This window comes from Microbacterium neimengense (genome assembly GCF_054782995.1).
This window is the reverse complement of the sequence record NZ_BAAGRK010000003.1, coordinates 483345-503666: the sequence shown is the minus strand read 5'-3', so window position 1 is coordinate 503666 and position 20322 is coordinate 483345. Positions and strand designations below refer to the sequence as shown.

At 68.7% G+C, this 20322-nt stretch carries 21 protein-coding genes; 17 read left to right on the top strand and 4 right to left on the bottom strand.

Features of this window, described 5'->3' with window-relative positions; all coding sequences use genetic code 11:
- Positions 1 to 30 precede the first annotated feature (30 nt).
- The 5 genes from rpmJ to rplQ all read left to right on the top strand — a co-directional run bounded on the left by rpmJ (position 31) and on the right by rplQ (position 2809).
- The gene (gene rpmJ / locus ACYVJS_RS05100; protein ID WP_005050492.1) at positions 31 to 147 is read left to right on the top strand and encodes a 50S ribosomal protein L36; all 117 of its coding nucleotides are present in this window, start codon (positions 31 to 33) and stop codon (positions 145 to 147) included.
- Between the two features lie 153 nt (positions 148 to 300).
- Positions 301 to 675, top strand: a complete 375-nt coding sequence (rpsM, locus tag ACYVJS_RS05095) for a 30S ribosomal protein S13 (protein WP_137418031.1) — start codon at positions 301 to 303, stop codon at positions 673 to 675.
- 33 nt (positions 676 to 708) lie between these two features.
- On the top strand, positions 709 to 1107 hold the full coding sequence (gene rpsK, locus ACYVJS_RS05090) for a 30S ribosomal protein S11 (protein WP_039395885.1): 399 nt from the start codon (positions 709 to 711) through the stop codon (positions 1105 to 1107).
- Positions 1108 to 1232: 125 nt separating this feature from the next.
- Positions 1233 to 2222: a DNA-directed RNA polymerase subunit alpha gene (locus ACYVJS_RS05085; protein ID WP_137418030.1), complete on the top strand. Its 990-nt coding sequence runs from the start codon at positions 1233 to 1235 to the stop codon at positions 2220 to 2222.
- 35 nt (positions 2223 to 2257) lie between these two features.
- A complete protein-coding gene (gene rplQ, locus ACYVJS_RS05080) occupies positions 2258 to 2809 on the top strand; it encodes a 50S ribosomal protein L17 (RefSeq protein WP_460738380.1) in 552 nt (183 codons plus the stop codon).
- Between the two features lie 118 nt (positions 2810 to 2927).
- On the opposite strand, the gene ACYVJS_RS05075 is transcribed toward rplQ, so the two are convergent.
- Positions 2928 to 4862 carry an acyltransferase family protein gene (locus ACYVJS_RS05075; protein ID WP_460738378.1) on the bottom strand — a complete coding sequence of 645 codons (1935 nt, stop codon included), beginning with the start codon at positions 4860 to 4862 and terminating at the stop codon, positions 2928 to 2930.
- Positions 4863 to 4946: 84 nt separating this feature from the next.
- Here ACYVJS_RS05075 and truA point away from each other — a divergent pair, with 84 nt between their 5' ends.
- Complete coding sequence (gene truA, locus ACYVJS_RS05070) at positions 4947 to 5786, top strand: tRNA pseudouridine(38-40) synthase TruA (RefSeq protein WP_460738376.1); 840 nt, start codon at positions 4947 to 4949, stop codon at positions 5784 to 5786.
- Between the two features lie 64 nt (positions 5787 to 5850).
- The gene (locus ACYVJS_RS05065) at positions 5851 to 6546 is read left to right on the top strand and encodes an endonuclease/exonuclease/phosphatase family protein (RefSeq protein WP_344229078.1); all 696 of its coding nucleotides are present in this window, start codon (positions 5851 to 5853) and stop codon (positions 6544 to 6546) included.
- Between the two features lie 6 nt (positions 6547 to 6552).
- On the opposite strand, the gene ACYVJS_RS05060 is transcribed toward ACYVJS_RS05065, so the two are convergent.
- Positions 6553 to 8316, bottom strand: a complete 1764-nt coding sequence (locus tag ACYVJS_RS05060; protein WP_460738374.1) for a DUF4012 domain-containing protein — start codon at positions 8314 to 8316, stop codon at positions 6553 to 6555.
- 66 nt (positions 8317 to 8382) lie between these two features.
- Between ACYVJS_RS05060 and ACYVJS_RS05055 the strand changes: the two genes are divergently transcribed.
- The 3 genes from ACYVJS_RS05055 to ACYVJS_RS05045 all read left to right on the top strand — a co-directional run bounded on the left by ACYVJS_RS05055 (position 8383) and on the right by ACYVJS_RS05045 (position 11494).
- Positions 8383 to 9000 (top strand): hypothetical protein, encoded by a 618-nt coding sequence (locus tag ACYVJS_RS05055; protein ID WP_460738372.1) that lies wholly within the window; start codon positions 8383 to 8385, stop codon positions 8998 to 9000.
- A 135-nt stretch (positions 9001 to 9135) separates the two neighbouring features.
- Positions 9136 to 9849 (top strand): fructose 1,6-bisphosphatase, encoded by a 714-nt coding sequence (locus ACYVJS_RS05050; RefSeq protein ID WP_460738370.1) that lies wholly within the window; start codon positions 9136 to 9138, stop codon positions 9847 to 9849.
- Positions 9850 to 10075: 226 nt separating this feature from the next.
- Positions 10076 to 11494, top strand: a complete 1419-nt coding sequence (locus ACYVJS_RS05045; RefSeq protein WP_460739865.1) for a glycosyltransferase family 2 protein — start codon at positions 10076 to 10078, stop codon at positions 11492 to 11494.
- Positions 11495 to 11561: 67 nt separating this feature from the next.
- Here the strand turns inward: ACYVJS_RS05045 and ACYVJS_RS05040 are convergent, their stop codons facing one another.
- Both ACYVJS_RS05040 and ACYVJS_RS05035 read right to left on the bottom strand, forming a co-directional pair.
- Positions 11562 to 12563, bottom strand: a complete 1002-nt coding sequence (locus ACYVJS_RS05040) for a response regulator transcription factor (RefSeq protein WP_460738368.1) — start codon at positions 12561 to 12563, stop codon at positions 11562 to 11564.
- 118 nt (positions 12564 to 12681) lie between these two features.
- Positions 12682 to 13716: a glycoside hydrolase family 6 protein gene (locus tag ACYVJS_RS05035; protein WP_460738366.1), complete on the bottom strand. Its 1035-nt coding sequence runs from the start codon at positions 13714 to 13716 to the stop codon at positions 12682 to 12684.
- A 59-nt stretch (positions 13717 to 13775) separates the two neighbouring features.
- On the opposite strand from ACYVJS_RS05035, the gene ACYVJS_RS05030 reads away from it, so the two are divergent.
- The 7 genes from ACYVJS_RS05030 to ACYVJS_RS05000 all read left to right on the top strand — a co-directional run bounded on the left by ACYVJS_RS05030 (position 13776) and on the right by ACYVJS_RS05000 (position 20256).
- Entirely contained in the window at positions 13776 to 14606 is an 831-nt protein-coding gene (locus ACYVJS_RS05030; protein ID WP_460738364.1) for a universal stress protein, read from the top strand.
- Positions 14607 to 14697: 91 nt separating this feature from the next.
- The gene (locus ACYVJS_RS05025) at positions 14698 to 14904 is read left to right on the top strand and encodes a hypothetical protein (protein WP_460738362.1); all 207 of its coding nucleotides are present in this window, start codon (positions 14698 to 14700) and stop codon (positions 14902 to 14904) included.
- Positions 14905 to 15160: 256 nt separating this feature from the next.
- On the top strand, positions 15161 to 15298 hold the full coding sequence (locus tag ACYVJS_RS05020; protein WP_309735047.1) for a hypothetical protein: 138 nt from the start codon (positions 15161 to 15163) through the stop codon (positions 15296 to 15298).
- Positions 15299 to 15485: 187 nt separating this feature from the next.
- Complete coding sequence (locus tag ACYVJS_RS05015; RefSeq protein ID WP_460738359.1) at positions 15486 to 16208, top strand: L-ribulose-5-phosphate 4-epimerase; 723 nt, start codon at positions 15486 to 15488, stop codon at positions 16206 to 16208.
- Positions 16205 to 17779, top strand: coding sequence for a xylulokinase (locus ACYVJS_RS05010; RefSeq protein WP_460738357.1), 1575 nt, complete (start codon positions 16205 to 16207; stop codon positions 17777 to 17779). The genes ACYVJS_RS05015 and ACYVJS_RS05010 overlap by 4 nt, the downstream gene beginning before the upstream one ends.
- Positions 17780 to 17800: 21 nt before the next feature.
- Entirely contained in the window at positions 17801 to 19312 is a 1512-nt protein-coding gene (gene araA, locus ACYVJS_RS05005; RefSeq protein ID WP_460738355.1) for an L-arabinose isomerase, read from the top strand.
- Positions 19312 to 20256 carry an aldose 1-epimerase family protein gene (locus ACYVJS_RS05000; protein WP_460738353.1) on the top strand — a complete coding sequence of 315 codons (945 nt, stop codon included), beginning with the start codon at positions 19312 to 19314 and terminating at the stop codon, positions 20254 to 20256. The genes araA and ACYVJS_RS05000 overlap by 1 nt, the downstream gene beginning before the upstream one ends.
- The last annotated feature ends 66 nt before the right edge of the window (positions 20257 to 20322 follow it).

The following is a 20322-nucleotide window of genomic DNA, read 5'->3' as shown; positions in this document are numbered from 1 at the left end:
GGAGCACGAAGACAGCGAACAGGAAGCATCATGAAGGTCAACCCCAGCGTCAAGCCGATCTGCGATCACTGCAAGGTGATCCGTCGTCACGGACGCGTCATGGTCATCTGCAAGTCCAACCCGCGCCACAAGCAGCGCCAGGGCTGACGAGCAGTCGGCGGATGCGGCTGACGGCCGCATCCGCTCCCACAACTGAACAACGAACAACAGGCAGGATCAGAACCCGCGAGGGGGACACCTCGGGCGGAGGCCCGGGCACCGATCCTGCTCCACACCTCCACTCACTCCTAGGAGAGCCGCATGGCACGTCTTGCCGGCGTCGACATCCCGCGCGACAAGCGCGTGGTGATCGCACTCACGTACATCTACGGCATCGGCCGTACCCGCTCCGTCGAGATCCTGAAGGCGACTTCGATCGACGAGAGCATCCGCGTCAAGGACCTCACCGACGACCAGCTCGTCGCGCTCCGTGACTACATCGAAGGCACCTACAAGGTCGAAGGTGATCTTCGTCGCGAGGTCGCCGCCGACATCCGCCGCAAGGTCGAGATCGGCTCCTACGAGGGCCTGCGTCACCGCCGCGGCCTGCCCGTGCGCGGTCAGCGCACGAAGACCAACGCCCGCACGCGCAAGGGTCCCAAGCGCACCGTCGCCGGCAAGAAGAAGGCGCGCTAAGGCGCGGCCCCCAGGGTTTAGGAGAACACGCACATGGCACAGGCCAAGTCCGCGGCGCGCAAGCCCCGCCGCAAGGAGAAGAAGAACATCGCCGTGGGTCACGCCCACATCAAGTCGACGTTCAACAACACGATCGTCTCGATCACCGACCCGTCCGGCGCCGTCATCAGCTGGGCGTCCTCGGGTGGAGTGGGCTTCAAGGGCTCGCGCAAGTCGACCCCGTACGCGGCCGGCATGGCCGCCGAGTCGGCCGCCCGTCAGGCCGCCGAGCACGGCGTCAAGAAGGTCGACGTCTTCGTGAAGGGTCCGGGTTCGGGCCGCGAGACCGCGATCCGTTCGCTGACCGCTGCCGGCCTCGAGGTGGGGTCGATCCAGGACGTCACGCCGCAGGCGCACAACGGCTGCCGCCCGCCCAAGCGTCGCCGCGTCTGACGTCTCACAGCTTCAGGATGCCGGGGCGCGCCGCCTGACGGTGCGCCCCGGCATCCGCGAGAAAAACTCAACACCTCATCCACGCAAGTGTCATATAGCGGGCACTTAGCCGAAAGGAACACATCGTGCTCATCGCACAGCGTCCCACTCTGACCGAGGAGAAGATCGGGGAGTTCCGCAGCCGCTTCGTCATCGAGCCGCTCGAGCCCGGCTTCGGTTACACCATCGGCAACGCGCTGCGTCGCAGCCTCCTCTCGTCCATCCCCGGTGCTGCTGTCACCAGCATCCGCATCGACGGCGTGCTGCACGAGTTCAGCACCATCCCCGGTGTGAAGGAGGATGTCACCGAGATCATCCTGAACATTAAGCAGCTGGTCGTCTCGAGCGAGCGCGACGAGCCCATCACGGCGTACCTGCGCAAGACGGGTGCGGGCGAAGTGACCGCCGCCGACATCTCGGCTCCGGCCGGTGTCGAGGTGCACAACCCCGAGCTGGTCATCGCGACCCTCAACGACACCGCTCGCTTCGAGCTCGAGCTGACGATCGAGCGCGGTCGCGGCTACGTGTCGGCCACGCAGAACCGCAACGAGTACGCCGAGGCGGGCCAGATCCCGATCGACTCGATCTACTCGCCGGTCCTCAAGGTCAGCTACCGCGTCGAGGCGACCCGTGCCGGGGAGCGCACCGACTTCGACAAGCTCGTGCTGGACGTCGAGACCAAGCCCTCGATCGCCCCGCGCGACGCCGTCGCATCGGCCGGTCGCACCCTGACCGAGCTGTTCGGTCTCGCCCGTGAGCTGAACGTCGAGGCAGAGGGCATCGAAATCGGCCCTGCGCCGGTCGAGACCGTGCTCTCGAACGAGCTGTCGATGCCCATCGAGGACCTCGATCTCTCGGTGCGCTCGTACAACTGCCTCAAGCGCGAGGGCATCAACACGGTGTCCGAGCTGGTCGCCCTCTCGGAGACCCAGCTCATGAACATCCGCAACTTCGGTCAGAAGTCGGTCGACGAGGTGCGCGACAAGCTCGTCTCGCTCGGTCTGTCGCTGAAGGACTCGGTGCCCGGTTTCGACGGCGCCCACTTCTACGGCGGATACGAAGAAGACAACGCCTGATCCGGCTCACCCGCGAAATCCTGGAGTAACTGAGAATGCCCAAGCCCACGAAGGGACCCCGCCTCGGAGGCGGCCCCGCACACGAGCGTCTTCTGCTGGCGAACCTTGCCGCGGCACTGTTCACCCACAAGTCGATCACGACGACCGAGACCAAGGCCAAGCGCCTGCGTCCGCTCGCCGAGCGCCTCATCACGTTCGGCAAGCGCGGCGACCTGCACGCGCGCCGTCGCGTGCTCTCGGTCATCGGTGACAAGGAAGTCGTGCACGTCCTGTTCACCGAGATCGCGCCCCAGGTCGCCGAGCGTGAGGGTGGTTACACCCGTATCACGAAGATCGGCAACCGTAAGGGCGACAACGCTCCCATGGCCGTGATCGAGCTCGTGCTCGAGCCCGTCACCAAGAAGAAGGCCGCTCCGGCCAAGAAGGCCGCCAAGGCCGACAAGGCTCCCGTCGAGGCCGCTCCCGCCGAGGAGACGGTTGTCGAAGAGGCTCCGGTCGAGGAGACTGTCGTCGAGGATGCGCCCGAGGCGCCCGAGGCCACCGCTGACGAGGCTCCGGCCGAGTCGGAGGAGAAGAAGTCCGAGTAATCGGACCCGTCGGGACCCGTCCCGGCCCCTTTGCACCGCGAACCCCGCGTGATCTTCGGATCCCGCGGGGTTCGCGCCGTTGCGGCCACGTTCTCCGTCGTGCAGGGCCCGCGGACGCTCAGCCGGCGCTGGGCGAGCCGGGCGCCTGGAACAGCTGCGACTGGCGCAGCTCCTGCTCGAAGGCGCGCTGCTCGGCGAACGCGGAGAATCGCGCCTTCGCACGCTGCGCTTCGGCGAGTGCCGCGACGACGACGTCGGCGTAGATCCTGCCGCCCGCATCCCCCGGGTGCACCTCGTCGCCGGCGAGCAGATCGAGGTGCGGCGCGATCGCCGTCTGCCAGTCGGCGATCTGCACGCCGCGATGCGTGCGGGCGAAAGCGGCGAGGTCGGCATTCACCCCCGGGACCCACGAGCGCGGTGCGGACGCGGTGACGAGCACGAGCTGACGGTCGGGGCCGATGACCTCCAGCACCTGCTCGAGAGTGCGCTGCGAGATCGACCCGTTGGTGCCGAGGCCCAGGACCACGAACTCGCGCAGGCGGCCCGAGTCCGCGAGGAAGCGCAGGATGTCGGGTGCCGCGTACATCTGACGCGATACGGCGGCGTCGACATCCGCTCCCGGCAGCGCGGTGAGCAGACTCGGGGCGGACGCGAGCATGACGGAGTCGCCGACGGCGGTGACCTCGTCGCCTGTGACGACCTCGTTGTCGGGATTCCCGCCCGGGTTCGTCGGCGCGGGCTGACCCTGCAGCGCGTCCACGCCGGCGGCGACCACGGCCTCTCCGCTGGAGAGCGCAGGAGCTGTGACGACGGCGCAGGCGGTGCCGGCAACAAGCAGGAGAGCTGCCGCCGTGACGCCCACGGCTCTCGCGCGGCGGCGCGCGCTGGTCGCGAACGCCTGGCGGAGCTCGCCGATGACCGGGCCTCCTCCGCGTCGGCGCACCGGCATCTCGAGGAACCGATACGACAGTGCGGACAGGACCACCGTGACGGCCAATGCGGCTCCCCCGATGGCCGCCGGGAAGGCGCGATCGACGCTCGTGCCCTGCGAGACCGCGACCAGCAGCACCAAAACGGGCCAATGCCAGAGGTACAGGCCGTACGAGCGTTCGCCGATCCACCGCAGTGGCAGGATGTCCAGTGCGCGCCCCAGCAGCGACCCGGGCCACGCACCCGCCACGATCACGATCGCGGAGAGGCCGCTCGCCGCGACGAGCACGCCGGGGAAGGTGGCGGTGCTCTGACTCTGAGCGATCGTGGCCAGCAGGATGAGACCCGCGAGAGCGGCGGCCCCCAGCACGGACGCGCCGCCTCGAACGGCACGAGCGTGCATCCAGCCGCGCTCGACGCGCACGACCGCCCGCCAGGCGAATGCGACGGCCACGCCGAGCAGGAGGCCGAAGGAGTGGGTGTCGGTGCCGAAGTAGGCGCGGGTGACGCGCGCTCCCAGTGTCAGCGGATCGGCGGATCCGGAGGCGACGACCACCGCCATCCAGACCGCGGATGCGGCCGCCGCCACCAGTGCCGCGCCGGCGCGCATCCAGGCGCGGGGAAGCAGGAGGAGAACGAGCAGCAGCAGCGGCCAGACGAGGTAGAACTGCTCCTCGACGGCGAGCGACCAGAGGTTGCGGAAGAGCTCGCCGCTGCCGGAGCCGAAGTAGTCCGCGCCGTCGACGACGGCCGTCCAGTTGTACCCGAACACCAGCGCGCCGATGAGCTGCCGTCGAAGCCCCACGAGCACGTCGCCGCCGATCAGCCATGCCGCGCTCGAGCACGCCAGCAGGACGAGCAGGAGGGCCGGCAGCAGCCGCCGGGCGCGCCGGCGCCAGAAGGACCACAGCGCGACGCGGCCGGTGTCATCGCGCTCGCGGAGCAGGAGCGAGGTGATGAGGAACCCGCTGATCACGAAGAAGACGTCGACGCCGATGAATCCGCCCCGCATCCACCAGCCCGGAAACAGGTGATAGGTCACGACGAGCGTCACGGCGACCGCGCGGAGGCCGTCGAGACCTGCGTAGCGGGCGCGCGGGGCAGGAGGCGTGTCAGCGATCATGGGGGAGGATCCGGGAGGGGGAGCCCGGCCATTCTACGATCCGGGCATGGGTGCCCTGGCGGGGTGCACCCGTAGGCTTGTGCGGTGCGGATCCGACTCGACATCGCTTATGACGGCACGCACTTCCGCGGCTGGGCGCGGCAGCCGGGCCTGCGCACCGTCCAGGGCACGCTGGAGGAGGCCTTGGCTCGGATCGTCGCCGGCGCGCCGCAGCTGACGGTCGCGGGGCGCACGGATGCGGGCGTGCACGCGAGCGGCCAGGTCGCCCACCTCGATCTCGACGAGGCGCAGCAGGCGAGGCTGGCGGCGTCGCGCCGGTCGGAGCCTGACCCCGTCGAGGCTCTGGCGCGCCGCATCCGCGGCGTCTTGAGCTCGTACTCGGATGTGACGGTGCGCCGCACCACGCTCGCTCCCGACGGCTTCGATGCGCGCTTCTCGGCCGTATGGCGCCGTTACGCGTACCGGATCGCCGACGACGTCACCGGCTACGACCCGCTGCGGCGGGAGTTCACCACCACCGTTCGCGCCGCGCTGGATGTGGCGGCGATGGATGAGGCGGCGCGCTCGCTGCGGGGGCTGCACGACTTCGCGGCGTACTGCAAGCCGCGTGAGGAGGCGACGACCATCCGCACGCTCCTCGAGTTCGATTGGCGGCGCGACGCCGAGGGGACGATCGTCGCGAACGTGAAGGCCGACGCGTTCTGCCACTCGATGGTGCGCGCGCTCGTGGGAGCGTGTGTGGCGGTCGGACAGGGACGTCTCGCGGTCGAGGATGTCGTACGACTGCGCGAGGCGGCGACGCGGACCAGCGAGTTCCCGGTCCTCGCCGCGCGCGGACTGGTGCTGACGGAGGTCGGCTATCCGGAGCCGGAACTCATGGCGGCGCGGGCCGAGCAGACGCGCGCGCGTCGCGATCAGGAATGAATTCGCTGGGCGTTGCGCAACCGACATCCGTCATTCATGTGCCGGGCATAGTGTGGATGGCCTGATGAAAGTCATCTCCTACAACCTGCGCAAACATCGCGCTGCGGGCGAGATCGCTGATCTGGCCGAGCAGCACGGAGTCGACGTGCTCTGTCTCCAGGAGGCGGACACGACCGACATCCCGGAGGTGAGCGGTGGCCTGCGCCTCGCGGACGCGACGAGTCGCAACCGGCTGGGGCTGGCGGTCTACTACCGGGAGAGCAGCTTCCGGCTGCAGGAGGTGCGCGCGCTCTCGCTCAAGAAGTCGCTGCACGATCGGGTGCTCAAGCCCGCGGAGGAGCGGATGCTGGGCGTGCGTCTGCACGACATCGACGCGGGGCGCGAGATCATCGTGGCGTCCTTCCACGCGGCGCCCCTCACGGCGCTCAACTCGCTGCGTCGCCACCAGATCCGCACGGCACTGGCGGAGCTGCAGGATCTCGGACCGCAGCTTCCCGCTCTAATGGTGGGCGACTACAACTACCCCGTCTTCAAGGAGCGTCTCGGCGAGCGGGTGCGGGACCAGGGGTACGAGCTGACCCTCAGCGACACCCGCACGTACACCCGTTACCGCTTCTTCCGCGGACACTACGACTTCGCGACATCCACCGGGTTCGACATCGAGCACATCCGGACGCTGCCACAGGGGCTCAGCGACCACCTGCCGATCCTTGTGACGGCGACGCTCTCCTCGTCGCGTGCCCGCGTCGAGGTGGGCTGACGCCGCTCAGCCGCAGGAGGCGACGAGAGCGGAGTCCGTCCCCGGCAGCACCGGCGTGACCTGCGCGCTCAGCTCGGGGGTCCACGGCGTCCGGACACGGATGCTGGCGCTGGCCTGCTCGCCCGGAGCAAGCAACGACGACCAGATGAGAACTGGTCGACCCTGGTCGGTTCCGGACTGGAAGCCCGTGCCGTCCGAGTTCTCGGAGGAGACCACGGAGGCGCCCTCGGGAAGATACAGATACCCCGTCGTGCGGGTCAGCCCCGCCTGGGTGCCGAAGCTGCCGGCTCCCGTGATGGAGTTGGGCAGGCCCGCCGCGTCGGCAGGTGCATCGTTGGTGAGCGACACGTCGAGCACCGCTTCGCTCGTCCCGCCCTGCGAGGTGCACCACTGCACTCCGGTGCCGACCTTCATGTAGTAGTCCATCTTCGAGCCGGTCGCATCATTGAGATACACGCCGAAGCTCGTCCGCTCACTGTCGGTCACCGGCAGCAGACCCTGCAGGCTCGTGCCGTCGAGGATCGCCTGTTCCTCGGGCGCGTTGCTCCAGATGAGCAGACGCTCCTCCTCGCCGGCCTTCGCCAAGGCGGAGACGAGGGCCGAAGGGGCGACGTCCCCCGCGGCGAGTTTGGCGAAGACGGACGCGGCGGCGACCTGGAAGAATGCGTCCTGGGTCGCCGAGTCATACCGGAGATACACCTCGTTCAGCAGCAACGGGATCGCGTTCTCGCTCGTGAGCTCGTCGCCCGTGGGCAGCGCCACCGGTCCGGTCGCCGCGAGCATGTAGGACAGGGTGACGGGGTCGAGGGAGATCACGCCGTCGACCCGGACGCCGTACTCGCGCTCCCACATGGCTTGCGCGATCTGGGCGGCGAGCGGGAAGGACGGCACCTGCGTGGCGTTCTGCATGTATCGCGCAGGCCGTGTCTCCATGAAGGCCGTGAGCTCCGGACCGATGTCGAGCACCGGGTCGCGCAGCTTGCCGATGTCGCCGGAGGCGGATGCCTGGGCCGCGAGGGAGATCTGACCGTTGTCGGTGTGCACGAGCGCCATGGCGCCGACGATGCCGCCGAGCGAGCGCCACTCGGCGTTGTTCTGGAAGACGACGAGGTAGTTGCGTGGACCGTCCGCGCCGAGGATGGCCGGCATCAGCGCCGTGGCGCGGCTGACCGCATCCGAACCCGTCTCGACGGAGGCGAGCAGCCCGGATACGTCCTCGACGGCGTTCGCCACCGCCGGGAGCAGGGCGGCGCGATCGATGTCGTCGACGGCATCCGATGCGAGCGCGACTTGCGCGGTGGTGCTCTGGGCTGCCTCGTGCATATCGCCGAAACCGCTGACATCGATGCGTCCGTCGACCGGCTTCAGTGCGCCGGCCGAGAAATCCGACGCGACGCGCACGAGAGGAGTCAGCGCCTTTCCGGCCACGTCGTCCACGGCCGCGGTGACGGTGGCGACGGCCGAGAGCTGGTCCCCGACCCACGGCAGGACCTCGGCCGCCCGCCATACGGGGTCCGAGGTCAAGGAGCGCGCGGCCGCCGTGTCCGCGGCGATGTCGGCCAACCGTGCGGTCGCCGCATCCGTGTCGTCGAGGTTGCGGGTGACCTCCCCGGCGGCGCGCTGCGCCGCGGTCAGATGGCCGTAGGCGAGGTATCCCCGCACTCCCAGCCACGCCGCTGCCGCGACAAGGATGACGAGCAGGGCGAGCAGCACCCAGATGAGAATCCGTCCGGCCGTTCTGGCGGGCGCCGGCAGCAGGGGATTGGTCACGCCTTCACCTTAAGCGGTCATGCCGCGCCGCTAGAGTGGGAAGTCCACCTCACACCGGGAGTCGCCATGCGCCGCAGACACTGGGCACCCGTCGCGGTCGTCGCTCCGCTGCTCGCCATGGTCCTGGTGACCGGATGCGGTCCGGCGCCGTGGAACACCGGCGGCCAGACGCCGAGTCCGACGGCGGCGTCGCGTTCGAGCACCCCCGTTCCGACACCCGTGACCAACGACCTGTCCAGCGGTTCGACGCAGCGCGTCGTGCCCGCCGGCGCGGTGAGTGCGACGATCAACTACTGGTCGACGCTGTCCATGGACCGATGGACCGCCACAGCTCTGAAGCCCGTCAGCATCTCGATGGTGACCACCGTCACCCCCAACGACGGCCAGAAAGTCTTCCTCCAGAAGGCAACCATGGTCGCCGTCCCCGGCAACGCTTCGCGCTCGTTCGACCCCCTCCAGCCCCAGACCGACCAGTCGTCCGTGAGCCCCGGCTACCTGGTTCTCGACCCCTACAGCTACTCGCAGACCTTCAACATCGGTGATGTGCCGGCCGAAGCGACGTTCGTGCAGGTGCAGTTCACCTACGACTTCCTCGTGCAGACCACGCCCACCTCGGCCGAATACGCCAAGCAGACCGCCAGCGACACGCTGACGATCGCCATCGCAGGGGCATCGCAGGACTGACGGGGACCCCGTGCATGGTGCGCGGGGATGGATCGCGTATACTTTCGGCGCTGACCCTGGGGTTTTCTAGAAACGGGCCGGCACCGACCCGAAATCCCGTGAGCCTCGTGAGGCCACGTCTCCGAGGAGCGCCCTGTGAGAATCCCCTTCGCCGATCGCGGTATGCGTCGGCTCTGCGTGGGGGCCACTCTCGCCCTCGCGAGCACCTTGGCCCTGACCGGGTGTTCGCAGATCGTCGACGGCTTCAACTCCCTGCAGGGCACCAACACTGCCGTGCAGCCCACGACCGTCGTGCCCTCGCCGGCCCCCTCGGCGAGCATGGCGTTCAACTCGCAGTTCACGTACGACGGGTCGGTCGAGCTCCGCAGCGACGTGGCGCAGGATCTCGAGCTCGTGCTGAACGTGTGGGCCGTCGATCCCAAGCGCACGCAGGAGTGGACCGCGAACAACGAGAAGGTCTTCGGCTTCGCGGTCAACGTCTACGATCACCGCGTCGATGAGAAGGCGGTGCTGACGGACAAGCGCCGCGTCTACATCTCCTCGGTGCAGATCAACTCCACCACGACGCAGACTTCGAACCAGATGCAGTCGCCCTACCAGTTCAGCGCCGACCCGCGAACGCTGGTTCCCAGCGACACGCTGCGCTCCGACCGGGGACTGCTGCTCAACAGCTTCCAGGGCGGGCTCTACGTTCCCCAGCAGAGCATCCACCAGCTGCCGGCGGACACGTTCGGTCTCACTCTCGAGTTCGCACTGACGATCTCGGTGGAGGGCACGGCCAACACGGACACCTCGTTCCAGCAGCAGACGGTGTACCAGTACCTGCCGATCGCGATCTTCCCCGGCTGAGCGGGCGACCACCGGTGCTGATCTTGCGCCAATCTTGCGCTGAGCTTCTCGCCGGACCCTCCGTGATCTTGCGGTTGAGCGTGCAGTCTGGACTCATCGCACGAACAGCGTGCTGATCTCCCGCCGCATCGCGGCCCATGAACGTCAGGAAGTGATCACTGTGTCGGACCCCCGCATGGCGTATCAGCAGGTGCCGTCACAGCAGTTGGAGCCCGTGTACCCGGCGATGGCGCCCGGCGCCGACCTCGAGACCCACTTCGAGCAGGACTTCATGTCCGTGCTCGAGAACTCGACCACGCACCGCTCCACGATCGGATGCGTCATCCCCGCCTACAACGAGGAGGAGTCGATCGCCGATGTGATCGAGGCCCTGCTCGCCCAGACGCGTGTTCCCGATGTCATTCACGTGGTCATCAACAACACGTCCGACAACACGGCGAAGATCGCGTCCGAGTATGCCGGCCCGCACGAGATCATGACCGACCTCGGCGAGCAGTTCACCGAGGTCTTCGTGCACGACATCGGCAAGAACCCCGACAAGAAGGTCGGCGCGCTCAACTACGGTTACTCGCTCGTCGAGGGATGCGACTATCTCCTCGGTGTGGACGGCGACACGATCGCTGAACCGCGCGCCGTCGAGTACCTCGAGACCGAGGCCGTCAGCGACTCTCGCATCGGAGGCATCTCGGCGATCTACACGATCGACGATCGCCCCATCAAGGGGCTCACGGCCAAGTGGCTCATCGCCGGCCAGCGCACCCAGTTCGCGGCCTTCAACCTGCAGAACCTCCTCCGCGGCCGCAACATGGCCGTGCTCGGCGGCCAGTTCTCGATCTTCTCGACCAACGCCCTGCGCGACGCGATGAAGCAGAACCGCCAGAACACCCCGTGGGTCAAGGACAGCGAGGTCGAGGACTCGCTGCTCTCGCTGCAGATCAAGAGCGCCGGTTACCTCACCAAGATCAGCCCCTACGCTCGGGCCGCGGTCGGCGGTATGACCACGCTCAAGGGATACGACGCGCAGCAGGTCAAGTGGACGTTCGGCGCGATCGAGCTCATGTGGCCCGGGCAGCGCGGCGACACCAAGGGGCAGCCGTTCCACCCGAACCTGCGCCTGCGCTGGTTCGAGAACTTCGGCATGCTCACCAACCTCTTCGTCCGTGTCGCATTCCTTGTGCTGCTCGCCGGCTCGCTGTCGATCAACGCCTTCGTCTTCTCGCCTCTGTGGCTGATCCCCGTGCTGACGGCCGTGCTGCTGAACCTGCGCATCGCCCGCACCATGAAGTACTGCAATCAGCGCGACATCCTCTTCGCCCTACTGGTCTTCCCTGCGGAGATCTTCATGTGGATCCGCCTCAGCCATTTCCTCCGCTCGTGGACTCGCTTCCTCTCGCGGAAGAAGGTCGACAACTGGGCGATGCAAGCGAAGGCGGAGCGCGGCGGCGGCTCGATCGGCCACTGGACGCCCTTCATCCTGCTGGCGGCAGCACTGGTCGCCATGGCGATCATCTGGAACATGCTGGGCCCGGTCGTGCAGTCCTCCATCCTCTGGATCGGATGGCCCATCGTCGGCGTCGTGACGGTTCTGCAGACGCTGCTCATGTTCTCGAAGCTGCTGCGTCGGTACCAGGGCTACAAGGTCTGACCCGCACCATCCGAACGAGGAGGGCTCACGGTTTCCCGTGAGCCCTCCTCGTTCGTCACCCGCCTGATCAGGGGGCGAGCAGCTCGGTGGTCAGTCGGTAGCCGACGCCGCGCACGGTCTCGATGTAGCGCGGGTTGCTCGGGTTGTCGCCCAGCTTGCGGCGGAGATTGGTCATGTGCGCTTCGACGGCGCGTTTGTCGGCCTCGCCCACGTAGTAGGACGTGACGTAGGACTCGCCGCGCAGCACGAGGGTCAGATCGGCCTTGCTGCGCACGCGCCGCTTGGACTCGAGGAGGGTTGCCAGTAGATCGAACTCGGTACGCGTCAGCTCGATCTGCTGAGCGTTGACGAGCACGATGCGCGTCTCCGGGTTCAGCTGGAGGTCGCGGTGCGTCACCCAGAACCCGCCGCCGGGGACGAGAGCACCAGAGGTCTGTGGGGAGAGCTCGACTCCCGCGCCGGGCGCGGGCGCGGCAGGCTGCTGAGGCGGGAGATTCGGCGGCGTGGCGTAGGTCATGCGGTCGGCCGGCATCGTCGCCTCCGGCGGGTAGTAACTCTCCTCGATGTGCACCGGCGCGGGGGACTGTCGGACCTCGGGCTGCACCGGGATCGACTGCGTCTGCGGCCGCACTCCGGGGAACGACGGACCGACGCTCTCCTGTCGACGGGTCTGGCCGGCGGGCTCCGGGCGGGGCCTGCGCAGCAGCGCTTCGACGCGGGCGCGGAACTCCCGAGGGCGGAACGGCTTCACGATGTACTCGTCGGCGCCGGCACCGAGACCCAGGACGACGTCGGCCTCGTCGGCGAGCCCGGTCAACATGATGATGAAGGTGTTCGACTTCTCGCGGATGCGCCGGGCGGCCTCGAAGCCGTCGATGCCGGGCATGTTGACGTCGAGCGTCGTGATGAGCGGCTGGTAGGCGAGCACGGCCCGCACGCCGTCGATGCCGTTTCCGACCGAGACGGTGGAGAACCCCGCCGCCTCGAGCACCTCGGCCAGGAGGTGGCGAACATCGGGATCGTCTTCGACGATGACCGCGGTCTTCTGCCCGTCAGAAGCGTCGCTCATGAGTCCGGCATCCTCGATTCTCGGTTCAAGGCCGCGGCTCGTGGCACCGCACGCGTCGCCATTGTTCCATATCCGCCGGATTACCCGCGATTCACCGCGGATGCCATGACGTGCGCGGTCAGAGCACGTTGCGTGTGAGCTGCACGGAACCTTCCGGCCACCACGACCCGGCGCGGGGACCGCCGTTGCACACGCCGTCGCTCTCTCCAGGCGGTTTGATCCACAGGTTCGTGTCGACGACGTCGTCGCCGTACGTTCCGCCGGTCTCGCCCACGAGCGCCGTGGGGTCGTTGCACCACTCGCTCGTGGAGGTGCCGGCGCCGTTGCGAGACGTGTCGATGAGGGCGTGGCTGCCGCCGAGGAGCTGCGACACTTCGTGCGCGTAGGCGAACTCGTCGGTGGTGGGGTTGTAGTTCGACACGTTGGTGGCGAAGCCTCGTACCTTGTCGGTGACGCCGACTCGCTGGATGAGAGAGGCCATCTCCGAGGCGGGTCGCCAGTTGGAGTGCCCGCCGTCGAGGTACACCCACGTGTCGACGCCGACCAGTCGCAGCGCTGCATCGTGGAGGGCGCTCATCCGCTGGTCGATGTTGGCATCGCAGTCCGGTGCTTGGGCGAGGCTGTCCGGCTCGAGGACGACGATCTTCTGCACGTCCTTCACGCTCGCCAACGCCTGGCCGATCTCCGCCGTCCACGTGGCGTAGGAGGCGTCGTCCAGCCCGCCCGCGGACTGGCTGCCGCAGTCGCGCTCGGGCAGACCGTAGACGACCACGGCGAGCGCTGCATCCTGATCGCGGGCCTCGGCCGCGAGGTTCAGGATGCGGGGACCCGCGTCGCCGATCGGGTCGATCTCGGGAGTGAGCCAGTAAGCGGTCGGCTGGGCGGCGAGATAGTCGGCCGCTGCCTGCGCGTCGGGGTCCAGCCCGCCCTCGGTCGCGGCCTTGCTCGCCTTGGACTCCTCGGGCACGACGATGCGTGTACCCACGCCCGGTGCCTGCGCGCCGAGGAACTGAAGCCCGGAGGTGATCGCCCATCCGACGACTCCGATGGCGGTGATCACGATCACCAGGCTTGCCGCCAGCACGGTGATCAGCAGCCAGCGGGGAAAGGCGCGCCGGCGCCCACGGGCGGGCCTTGCTGGCGTGGAGCTCACGCAAGGACTGTACCGTGCGCCCGCGCTACCCTGACTGCAACGACCGGAAGGACACAGGGATGTCGGACTCGATCATCGTGGGCGTGACGGATGCGGAGGGCTCGCAGCGTGCGGTCGACTGGGCGGCGGCCCGCGCGCGCCGCGGCGGGGAGTCTCTCGTGCTCTTCTCCGTCGTGGGCGGCGCCACGGGAGCCGTGGGCGAGGACGACGTGCTGACGGCGGCGGTCACCGCCACGCGTGAGCGCCTCGAACAGCAGGCGGGCTTCTTGCGGTCGTCGGGCGTCTCGTGCGAGGTGCGCGTCTCGCACGGCAATCCGGTTGCGGAACTCGTGGAGGCGTCCAAAGACGCGCGGCTGCTGGTGATCGGGGGAGAGAAGCGCGGACAGGGCCGCCGTGGTCAGCACGGCTACCGGATTGCGGCCGGATCGCACTCGCCTGTCGTGGTGGTGCCGCTGGATGCGTCCCCTGACGGTACGGGCGTCGTAGTCGGCGTCGACGGCTCCGAGGTCTCCGATGCGGCGGTGGCGTTCGCGGCGGCCGAAGCGGAACGTTTCGGTGAGACCCTCACGATCGTCTCGGCGTGGATGCCGGTCGCCGTTCCCGGCGACTTCGGTGTGTACCCCGACCTCTATCTCACCGACCTCAACGCGATCACCCAGTCCGCCGTCGACCGTGTCGCGGAAACGGTGAGCGAGGCGTATCCGGATCTCGAGGTGCAGACCCGCGTCGTCGAGGGCGATCCCGCGGCGGCGATCGCGGATGCGGCGGGCGCGGCCCGCCTCGTCGTCGTCGGCTCGCACGGGCGCGGTGCCTTCGCCCGCTTCCTTCTCGGCTCGGTCAGCGAGGAGGTCGTGTCACAGGTGACGACCGCGACCGCCGTCGTCCGCTGAGCGGATCTCCACAGTTTCGGCGCGTATCCGTCGCAGGTGCCCGCGCAGGACTACCTTTGTGCCACCACGGTAGGCGGACGAAGGAGTCCTCATGGATCGTGCAACACAAGTAGCTGTCACCGCCCTCGGCCTGCTCGCTCTCATCGCGGTCGCCGTCGGCGTCTTCGCCGCGGGGGCCCTTCCCGGGCTCGAGCTTCACGCTCAGCGCGCCGCGAGCCTCGTCCCCTTCCTCGTCGCCACGCTCGCCGTGCTGGGCGCACTCGCGCTGACGGTGTCACGGCGTCGCCTCCATCGCTGACCGGCCTCGTCGCGAAAAGCGGAGAGGCCCTCTGCGGCCTGGGGGAACCGGAGAGGGCCTCTCATCGCACGGGCGAAACGCTCCGTGCCTTCGCTCGCCGTCGGTGACCCGAACACGTCCGGCGTGCGGTGTTGCCCCTCAAGTATCGGAAGTGCCGGCGCCCGGGCGGAGGGGCTTGACAACGGCCTCGTGGTCCGTGCGTCATCCGACGCGCCGCGTCACACGATCGTCATCCATTCTCAGTAGCATGGCGCTCATGGCGCGCGAGGGGCAACGCAATCCGGAGCCGGGCGGGTCCCGATGGCTCATCTACGTCGGGGTGGCGCTGCTGGCGCTCGGAGTGGGTGCCCTCGTGTACGCCTCGATCATCAGTTACCTCAACGCCATCCTCTAGCGACGGCCGCGTCCGCCCGCGCGTGCATCAGTTCACGCGGCAACGACGCGTCCTGCCACCGCGAGAGCGCGCGCACGCGGGTGCTCGTCGAATGAGTGGTCGTTGCACACGCGCTGTGTGACCGGTAACATTTGTTTCGGCCGGCCGGGTATGGGACCCCGCGGGCCACGAGACCAATGGAGCACCCGTGACAGGCAGCGCAGCCACGCCCTTCCCCTCTGACGTCCAGGCGGCGATCGACGCCGTTCGCGAGGATGTCGCGACTCTGCACGGCGAACTCGTGCGTTACGGACTGGTGGTGTGGACCGGTGGCAACGTGTCCGGTCGCGTGCCGGGTGCCGACCTGTTCGTGATCAAGCCTTCCGGTGTCTCCTACGACGATCTGACCGCTGCGAACATGATCCTCTGCGATCTCGACGGCAATGTGATCCCCGGCACGCCCGGTAGCGAGCGTTCGCCGTCCAGCGACACCGCCGCGCACGCTTACGTCTACCGCAACATGCCCGATGTGGGCGGGGTCGTGCACACCCACTCCGACTACGCGGTCGCCTGGGCCGCCCGCGGCGAGGAGATCCCTTGTGTCATCACCGCGATGGCCGACGAGTTCGGCGGCCCCATCCCGGTAGGACCGTTCGCGATCATCGGCGACGACTCGATCGGTCGCGGGATCGTCGAGACGCTGCGCGGGCACCGCTCCCGCGCGGTGCTGATGCGCAATCACGGTCCTTTCACGATCGGGGTGAGCGCGAAGGATGCGGTCAAGGCGGCCGTCATGGTGGAGGACGTCGCGCGCACGGTGCACATCGCACGTCAGGGCGGAGAGCTCGTGCCCATCCCGCAGGAGGCGATCGACAGCCTCTACGCGCGGTATCAGAACGTCTACGGACAGAGCGGGGACGACCGGCGATGACCGCTGCAGACGCCATCACGACGGGGCGCACCTGGCTCGGCATCGAACTCGGCTCCACCCGCATCAAGGCATGCCTGATCGACGACGCGGGCGCGGTCATCGCCGTGGGCGCTCACGCGTGGGAGAACAGCTACGTCGACCGCCTCTGGACCTACTCCCTGGACGAGGTCGTCGCCGGCCTGCAGACCGCGTACGCCGCGCTCGTGGCCGATGCGATCCAGCGGCACGGCGTTCGCCCGGAGAGCCACGCCGCCATCGGCGTCTCCGCCATGATGCACGGCTATCTCGCATTCGACGCATCCGGTGAGCTGCTCGTGCCCTTCCGCACGTGGCGCAACACCAACACGGGGCCCGCCGCGAGCGCGCTGAGCGAGCTGTTCGGCGTCAACATCCCGCTCCGCTGGTCGATCGCGCACCTGCATCAGGCGGCGATCGACGCCGAGCCGCATGTGCCGCGCATCGCCTCGATCAACACCCTTGCGGGCTATGTGCACCGCCGCCTCACCGGGCGGTCGGTCCTCGGTGTGGGCGACGCGTCGGGCATGTTCCCGATCGACGCGGTCACGCGCGACTACGACGCGGACCTGCTCGCCCGCTACGACGCGCTCGGCGCCATCGGTCGCCCGCTGGTCGACATCCTTCCCGAGGTGCTTCCCGCTGGCCGCGAGGCAGGTGCGCTCACCCCCGAAGGCGCAGCGCTGCTCGATCCCTCCGGAGCGCTCCGTGCCGGCATCCCGCTCTGCCCGCCCGAGGGCGACGCCGGGACCGGCATGGTCGCCACCAACGCCGTGGCGCCGCGCACCGGCAACGTGAGCGCCGGAACGAGCATCTTCGCGATGGTCGTCCTGGAGCGCCCCCTCGAGCGCGTGCATCACGAGCTCGACCTCGTCACCACGCCCGCGGGTGATCCCGTGGCGATGGTGCACTGCAACAACGGCGCGAGCGAGCTCGCGGCATGGGTCGAGATGTTCTCCCGTTTCTCGGCCGCATCCGGCCAGCCGCTCGACGCGGACGCCGTGTTCGAGACGCTCTTCCGCGAGGCCGTCGGCGGGGAAGCGGATGCGGGTGGGCTGCTCGCCTACAACCACCTCGCGGGCGAGCCCATCGCCGGACTCGAAGAGGGGCGTCCACTCGTCGTGCGCACGCCCGACAGCCGCCTGAATCTTGCGAACTTCATGCGTGCCCAGCTGTACGGCGTGTTCGGCACCCTGGCGTTGGGGATGAGGGTGCTCGCCGAGGAGGGCGTCGCGCTCGATCTGATGTTCGCCCACGGCGGCATGTTCCGCACGGCCGGCGTCGCTCAGCGTTTCCTCGCCGGGGCGCTCGCAGCCCCTGTCGCGGTGGGGGAGACCGCATCCGAAGGCGGCGCCTGGGGCATCGCGGTGCTCGCCGCGTATCTCGGCGAATCCGATGAGTTCGATCTGTCCACCTACCTCGAGCGCCGGGTGTTCGCCGGCGCCGCGACCTCGACCGCGGAGCCCGACGCCGACGACGTCGCCGGCTTCGCCGCCTACCTCGAGCGCTACCGGTCCGGCCTCGCCATCGAAGCCGCCGCCGTCGCCGCGCTCTGAAAAATCGAAAGAGAGATATCCATGCCTCGTACCCCCTTGTCCAGCTCCCTCGACGGCTACGAGGTCTGGTTCGTCACCGGCAGCCAGAACCTCTACGGCGAGGAGACCCTCAAGCAGGTCGCCGAGCAGTCGCAGGCGGTCGTCGCGGGCTTGGGTGAGCTTCCCGTGAAGGTTGTCTGGAAGCCCGTGCTGAAGGACGCGGACTCGATCCGTCGGATGGCGTTGGAGATCAACAGCCGCGACGACGTCATCGGCGTGATCGCGTGGATGCACACCTTCAGCCCCGCCAAGATGTGGATCTCGGGCCTCGACGCCCTCCAGAAGCCGCTGCTGCACCTGCACACGCAGGCCAACGTCGAGCTGCCCTGGGCCGACATCGACTTCGACTTCATGAACCTGAACCAGGCCGCGCACGGCGACCGCGAGTTCGGCTACATCCAGACACGACTCGGCGTTGCTCGCAAGACCGTCGTGGGTCACGTCTCGAACCCGGTCGTCCGCCAGCAGATCGAGGACTGGGAGCGCGCCGCCGCGGGCTGGGCTGCGGTTCGCACACTGAAGCTCGCCCGCTTCGGCGACAACATGCGCTACGTCGCCGTCACCGAAGGGGACAAGACCGAGGCGGAACTGCGCTTCGGTGTGCAGGTGAACACCTGGGGCGTCAACGAGTTGGCGGATGCGGTCGCCGCCGCATCCGAGTCCGATATCGATGCTCTCGTGGCCGAGTACGAGGAGCTGTACGACGTCGTCGACGAGCTGCGCGCGGGCGGCGAGCGGCACCAGTCTCTGCGCGACGGGGCCGCGATCGAGCTCGGTCTGCGCTCGTTCCTCGAGGAGGGCGGCTTCGGCGCCTTCACGACCAGCTTCGAGGACCTCGGTGCTCTGAAGCAGCTTCCGGGCCTGGCCGTCCAGCGCCTCATGGCCGAGGGCTACGGTTTCGGCGCCGAGGGCGACTGGAAGACGGCGATCCTCGTGCGCGTGGCCAATGTCATGGGTGCGGGCCTGCCCGGTGGCGCGAGCCTCATGGAGGACTACACCTACGACCTCGTGGCCGGCGACGAGAAGATCCTCGGCGCGCACATGCTGGAGGTCGCCCCGTCGCTGACCACCGCCAAGCCGCGGCTGGAGATCCACCCGCTCGGCATCGGCGGCAAGGACGACCCGGTGCGCCTCGTCTTCACGGCCGACCCCGGCTCCGCTGTCGTCGTCGCCATGAGCGACATGCGCGACCGGTTCCGTCTGGTGGCCAACGTGGTCGAGAACGTGTCTGCGCCCGAGCTTCCGAAGCTGCCCGTGGGTCGCGCCGTGTGGAAGCCTGCGCCCGACTTCGCGACCTCCGCCGCCTGCTGGCTCGCGGCGGGAGCCGCCCACCACACGGTGATGTCGACCGCCGTAGGCATCGAGGTGTTCCGGGACTTCGCCGAGATCGCGAGGACCGAACTGGTCGTCATCGATGAGTCGACCACGGTGCGCGACTTCCAGCGGGAGCTCCGCTGGAACCAGGCGTACTACCGTCTCGCGCAGGGCCTGTGATGACGGGTTCGGTGCCGCTGTCGGGGACGCAGCACCTGCTGCGCTCGGGTGACGTCGAGGCGAGCATCGCGAGTGTCGGTGCGTCCCTTCGCACCCTCACGTACGCCGGACGCGACCTCGTCGTCCCCTTCGCGGCGGACGAGGTCCGCCCCGCCTACCGGGGCGCGACGCTCGCCCCGTGGCCCAACCGGGTCGTGGACGGCCGCTACGCCTTCGGGGGTGAGGAGTACCGGCTCGCGCTGACCGAGCCCGCACGCGGGCATGCGCTGCACGGACTCGCCGCATGGCTCGACTACACGGCGATCGACAAGGGCTCCGACCACGTCACCCTGTCGGCGGTGGTCGAGGCGCAGGACGGCTATCCGTGGCGTGTGCGCGTGGAGACGCGTTTCGCATTGGCTGCGGATGGCCTGACGCAGACGGTGACGGCCCTCAACGAGTCCGACACCGCGGCGCCGTACGGCACGGGGCCGCATCCGTACCTCGTGGCAGGCGACGGACTTGTCGACGACTGGACCTTCGAACTGCCCGCCGCCGAGGTGCTGCACGTCACGGAGGATCGGCTCGCGCCGACCGAGCTGCGCGCTGTCGAGGCGGACGACCCGTCGCGATTCGACTACCGCACCGCGCGGCGGATCGCCGCGGCCGAGATCGATCACGCCTACACCGGACTCATCCGCGATGCGGACGGCTTCGCGACGGTGCGCGTGACGGATGCGGACGGCCACGGCGTCGCCATGACGTGGGATTCGACGTGCCCCTGGGTCCAGGTGCACACGGCCGATCGCCCCGGCCTCTCGGGACACCGCGTGGGGCTCGCGATCGAGCCCATGACGTGCGCGCCGGACGCGTTCAACGCCGACCGGTACCCGTACGATACGGGCCTTCAGGTACTCGAGCCCGGTGGGTCGCTCTCGGCCAGCTGGACCATCCGCGCCGTCTGACCCGCATCCTCCCGCTCCAAAGCAACGTTCGCCTGTCACAGATCGCGCCTCCGGCGTCGATCTGTG

Bases quoted from the DNA above. Each gene is read 5' to 3' on its own strand.
- rpmJ (WP_005050492.1), top strand. From the start codon at position 31: ATGAAGGTCAACCCCAGCGTCAAGCCGATCTGCGATCACTGCAAGGTG.
- rpsM (WP_137418031.1), top strand. From the start codon at position 301: ATGGCACGTCTTGCCGGCGTCGACATCCCGCGCGACAAGCGCGTGGTG.
- rpsK (WP_039395885.1), top strand. From the start codon at position 709: ATGGCACAGGCCAAGTCCGCGGCGCGCAAGCCCCGCCGCAAGGAGAAG.
- rplQ (WP_460738380.1), top strand. From the start codon at position 2,258: ATGCCCAAGCCCACGAAGGGACCCCGCCTCGGAGGCGGCCCCGCACAC.
- ACYVJS_RS05075 (WP_460738378.1), bottom strand. From the start codon at position 4,862: ATGATCGCTGACACGCCTCCTGCCCCGCGCGCCCGCTACGCAGGTCTC.
- ACYVJS_RS05065 (WP_344229078.1), top strand. From the start codon at position 5,851: ATGAAAGTCATCTCCTACAACCTGCGCAAACATCGCGCTGCGGGCGAG.
- ACYVJS_RS05055 (WP_460738372.1), top strand. From the start codon at position 8,383: ATGCGCCGCAGACACTGGGCACCCGTCGCGGTCGTCGCTCCGCTGCTC.
- ACYVJS_RS05045 (WP_460739865.1), top strand. From the start codon at position 10,076: ATGGCGCCCGGCGCCGACCTCGAGACCCACTTCGAGCAGGACTTCATG.
- ACYVJS_RS05040 (WP_460738368.1), bottom strand. From the start codon at position 12,563: ATGAGCGACGCTTCTGACGGGCAGAAGACCGCGGTCATCGTCGAAGAC.
- ACYVJS_RS05030 (WP_460738364.1), top strand. From the start codon at position 13,776: ATGTCGGACTCGATCATCGTGGGCGTGACGGATGCGGAGGGCTCGCAG.
- ACYVJS_RS05025 (WP_460738362.1), top strand. From the start codon at position 14,698: ATGGATCGTGCAACACAAGTAGCTGTCACCGCCCTCGGCCTGCTCGCT.
- ACYVJS_RS05020 (WP_309735047.1), top strand. From the start codon at position 15,161: ATGGCGCGCGAGGGGCAACGCAATCCGGAGCCGGGCGGGTCCCGATGG.
- ACYVJS_RS05010 (WP_460738357.1), top strand. From the start codon at position 16,205: ATGACCGCTGCAGACGCCATCACGACGGGGCGCACCTGGCTCGGCATC.
- araA (WP_460738355.1), top strand. From the start codon at position 17,801: ATGCCTCGTACCCCCTTGTCCAGCTCCCTCGACGGCTACGAGGTCTGG.
- ACYVJS_RS05000 (WP_460738353.1), top strand. From the start codon at position 19,312: ATGACGGGTTCGGTGCCGCTGTCGGGGACGCAGCACCTGCTGCGCTCG.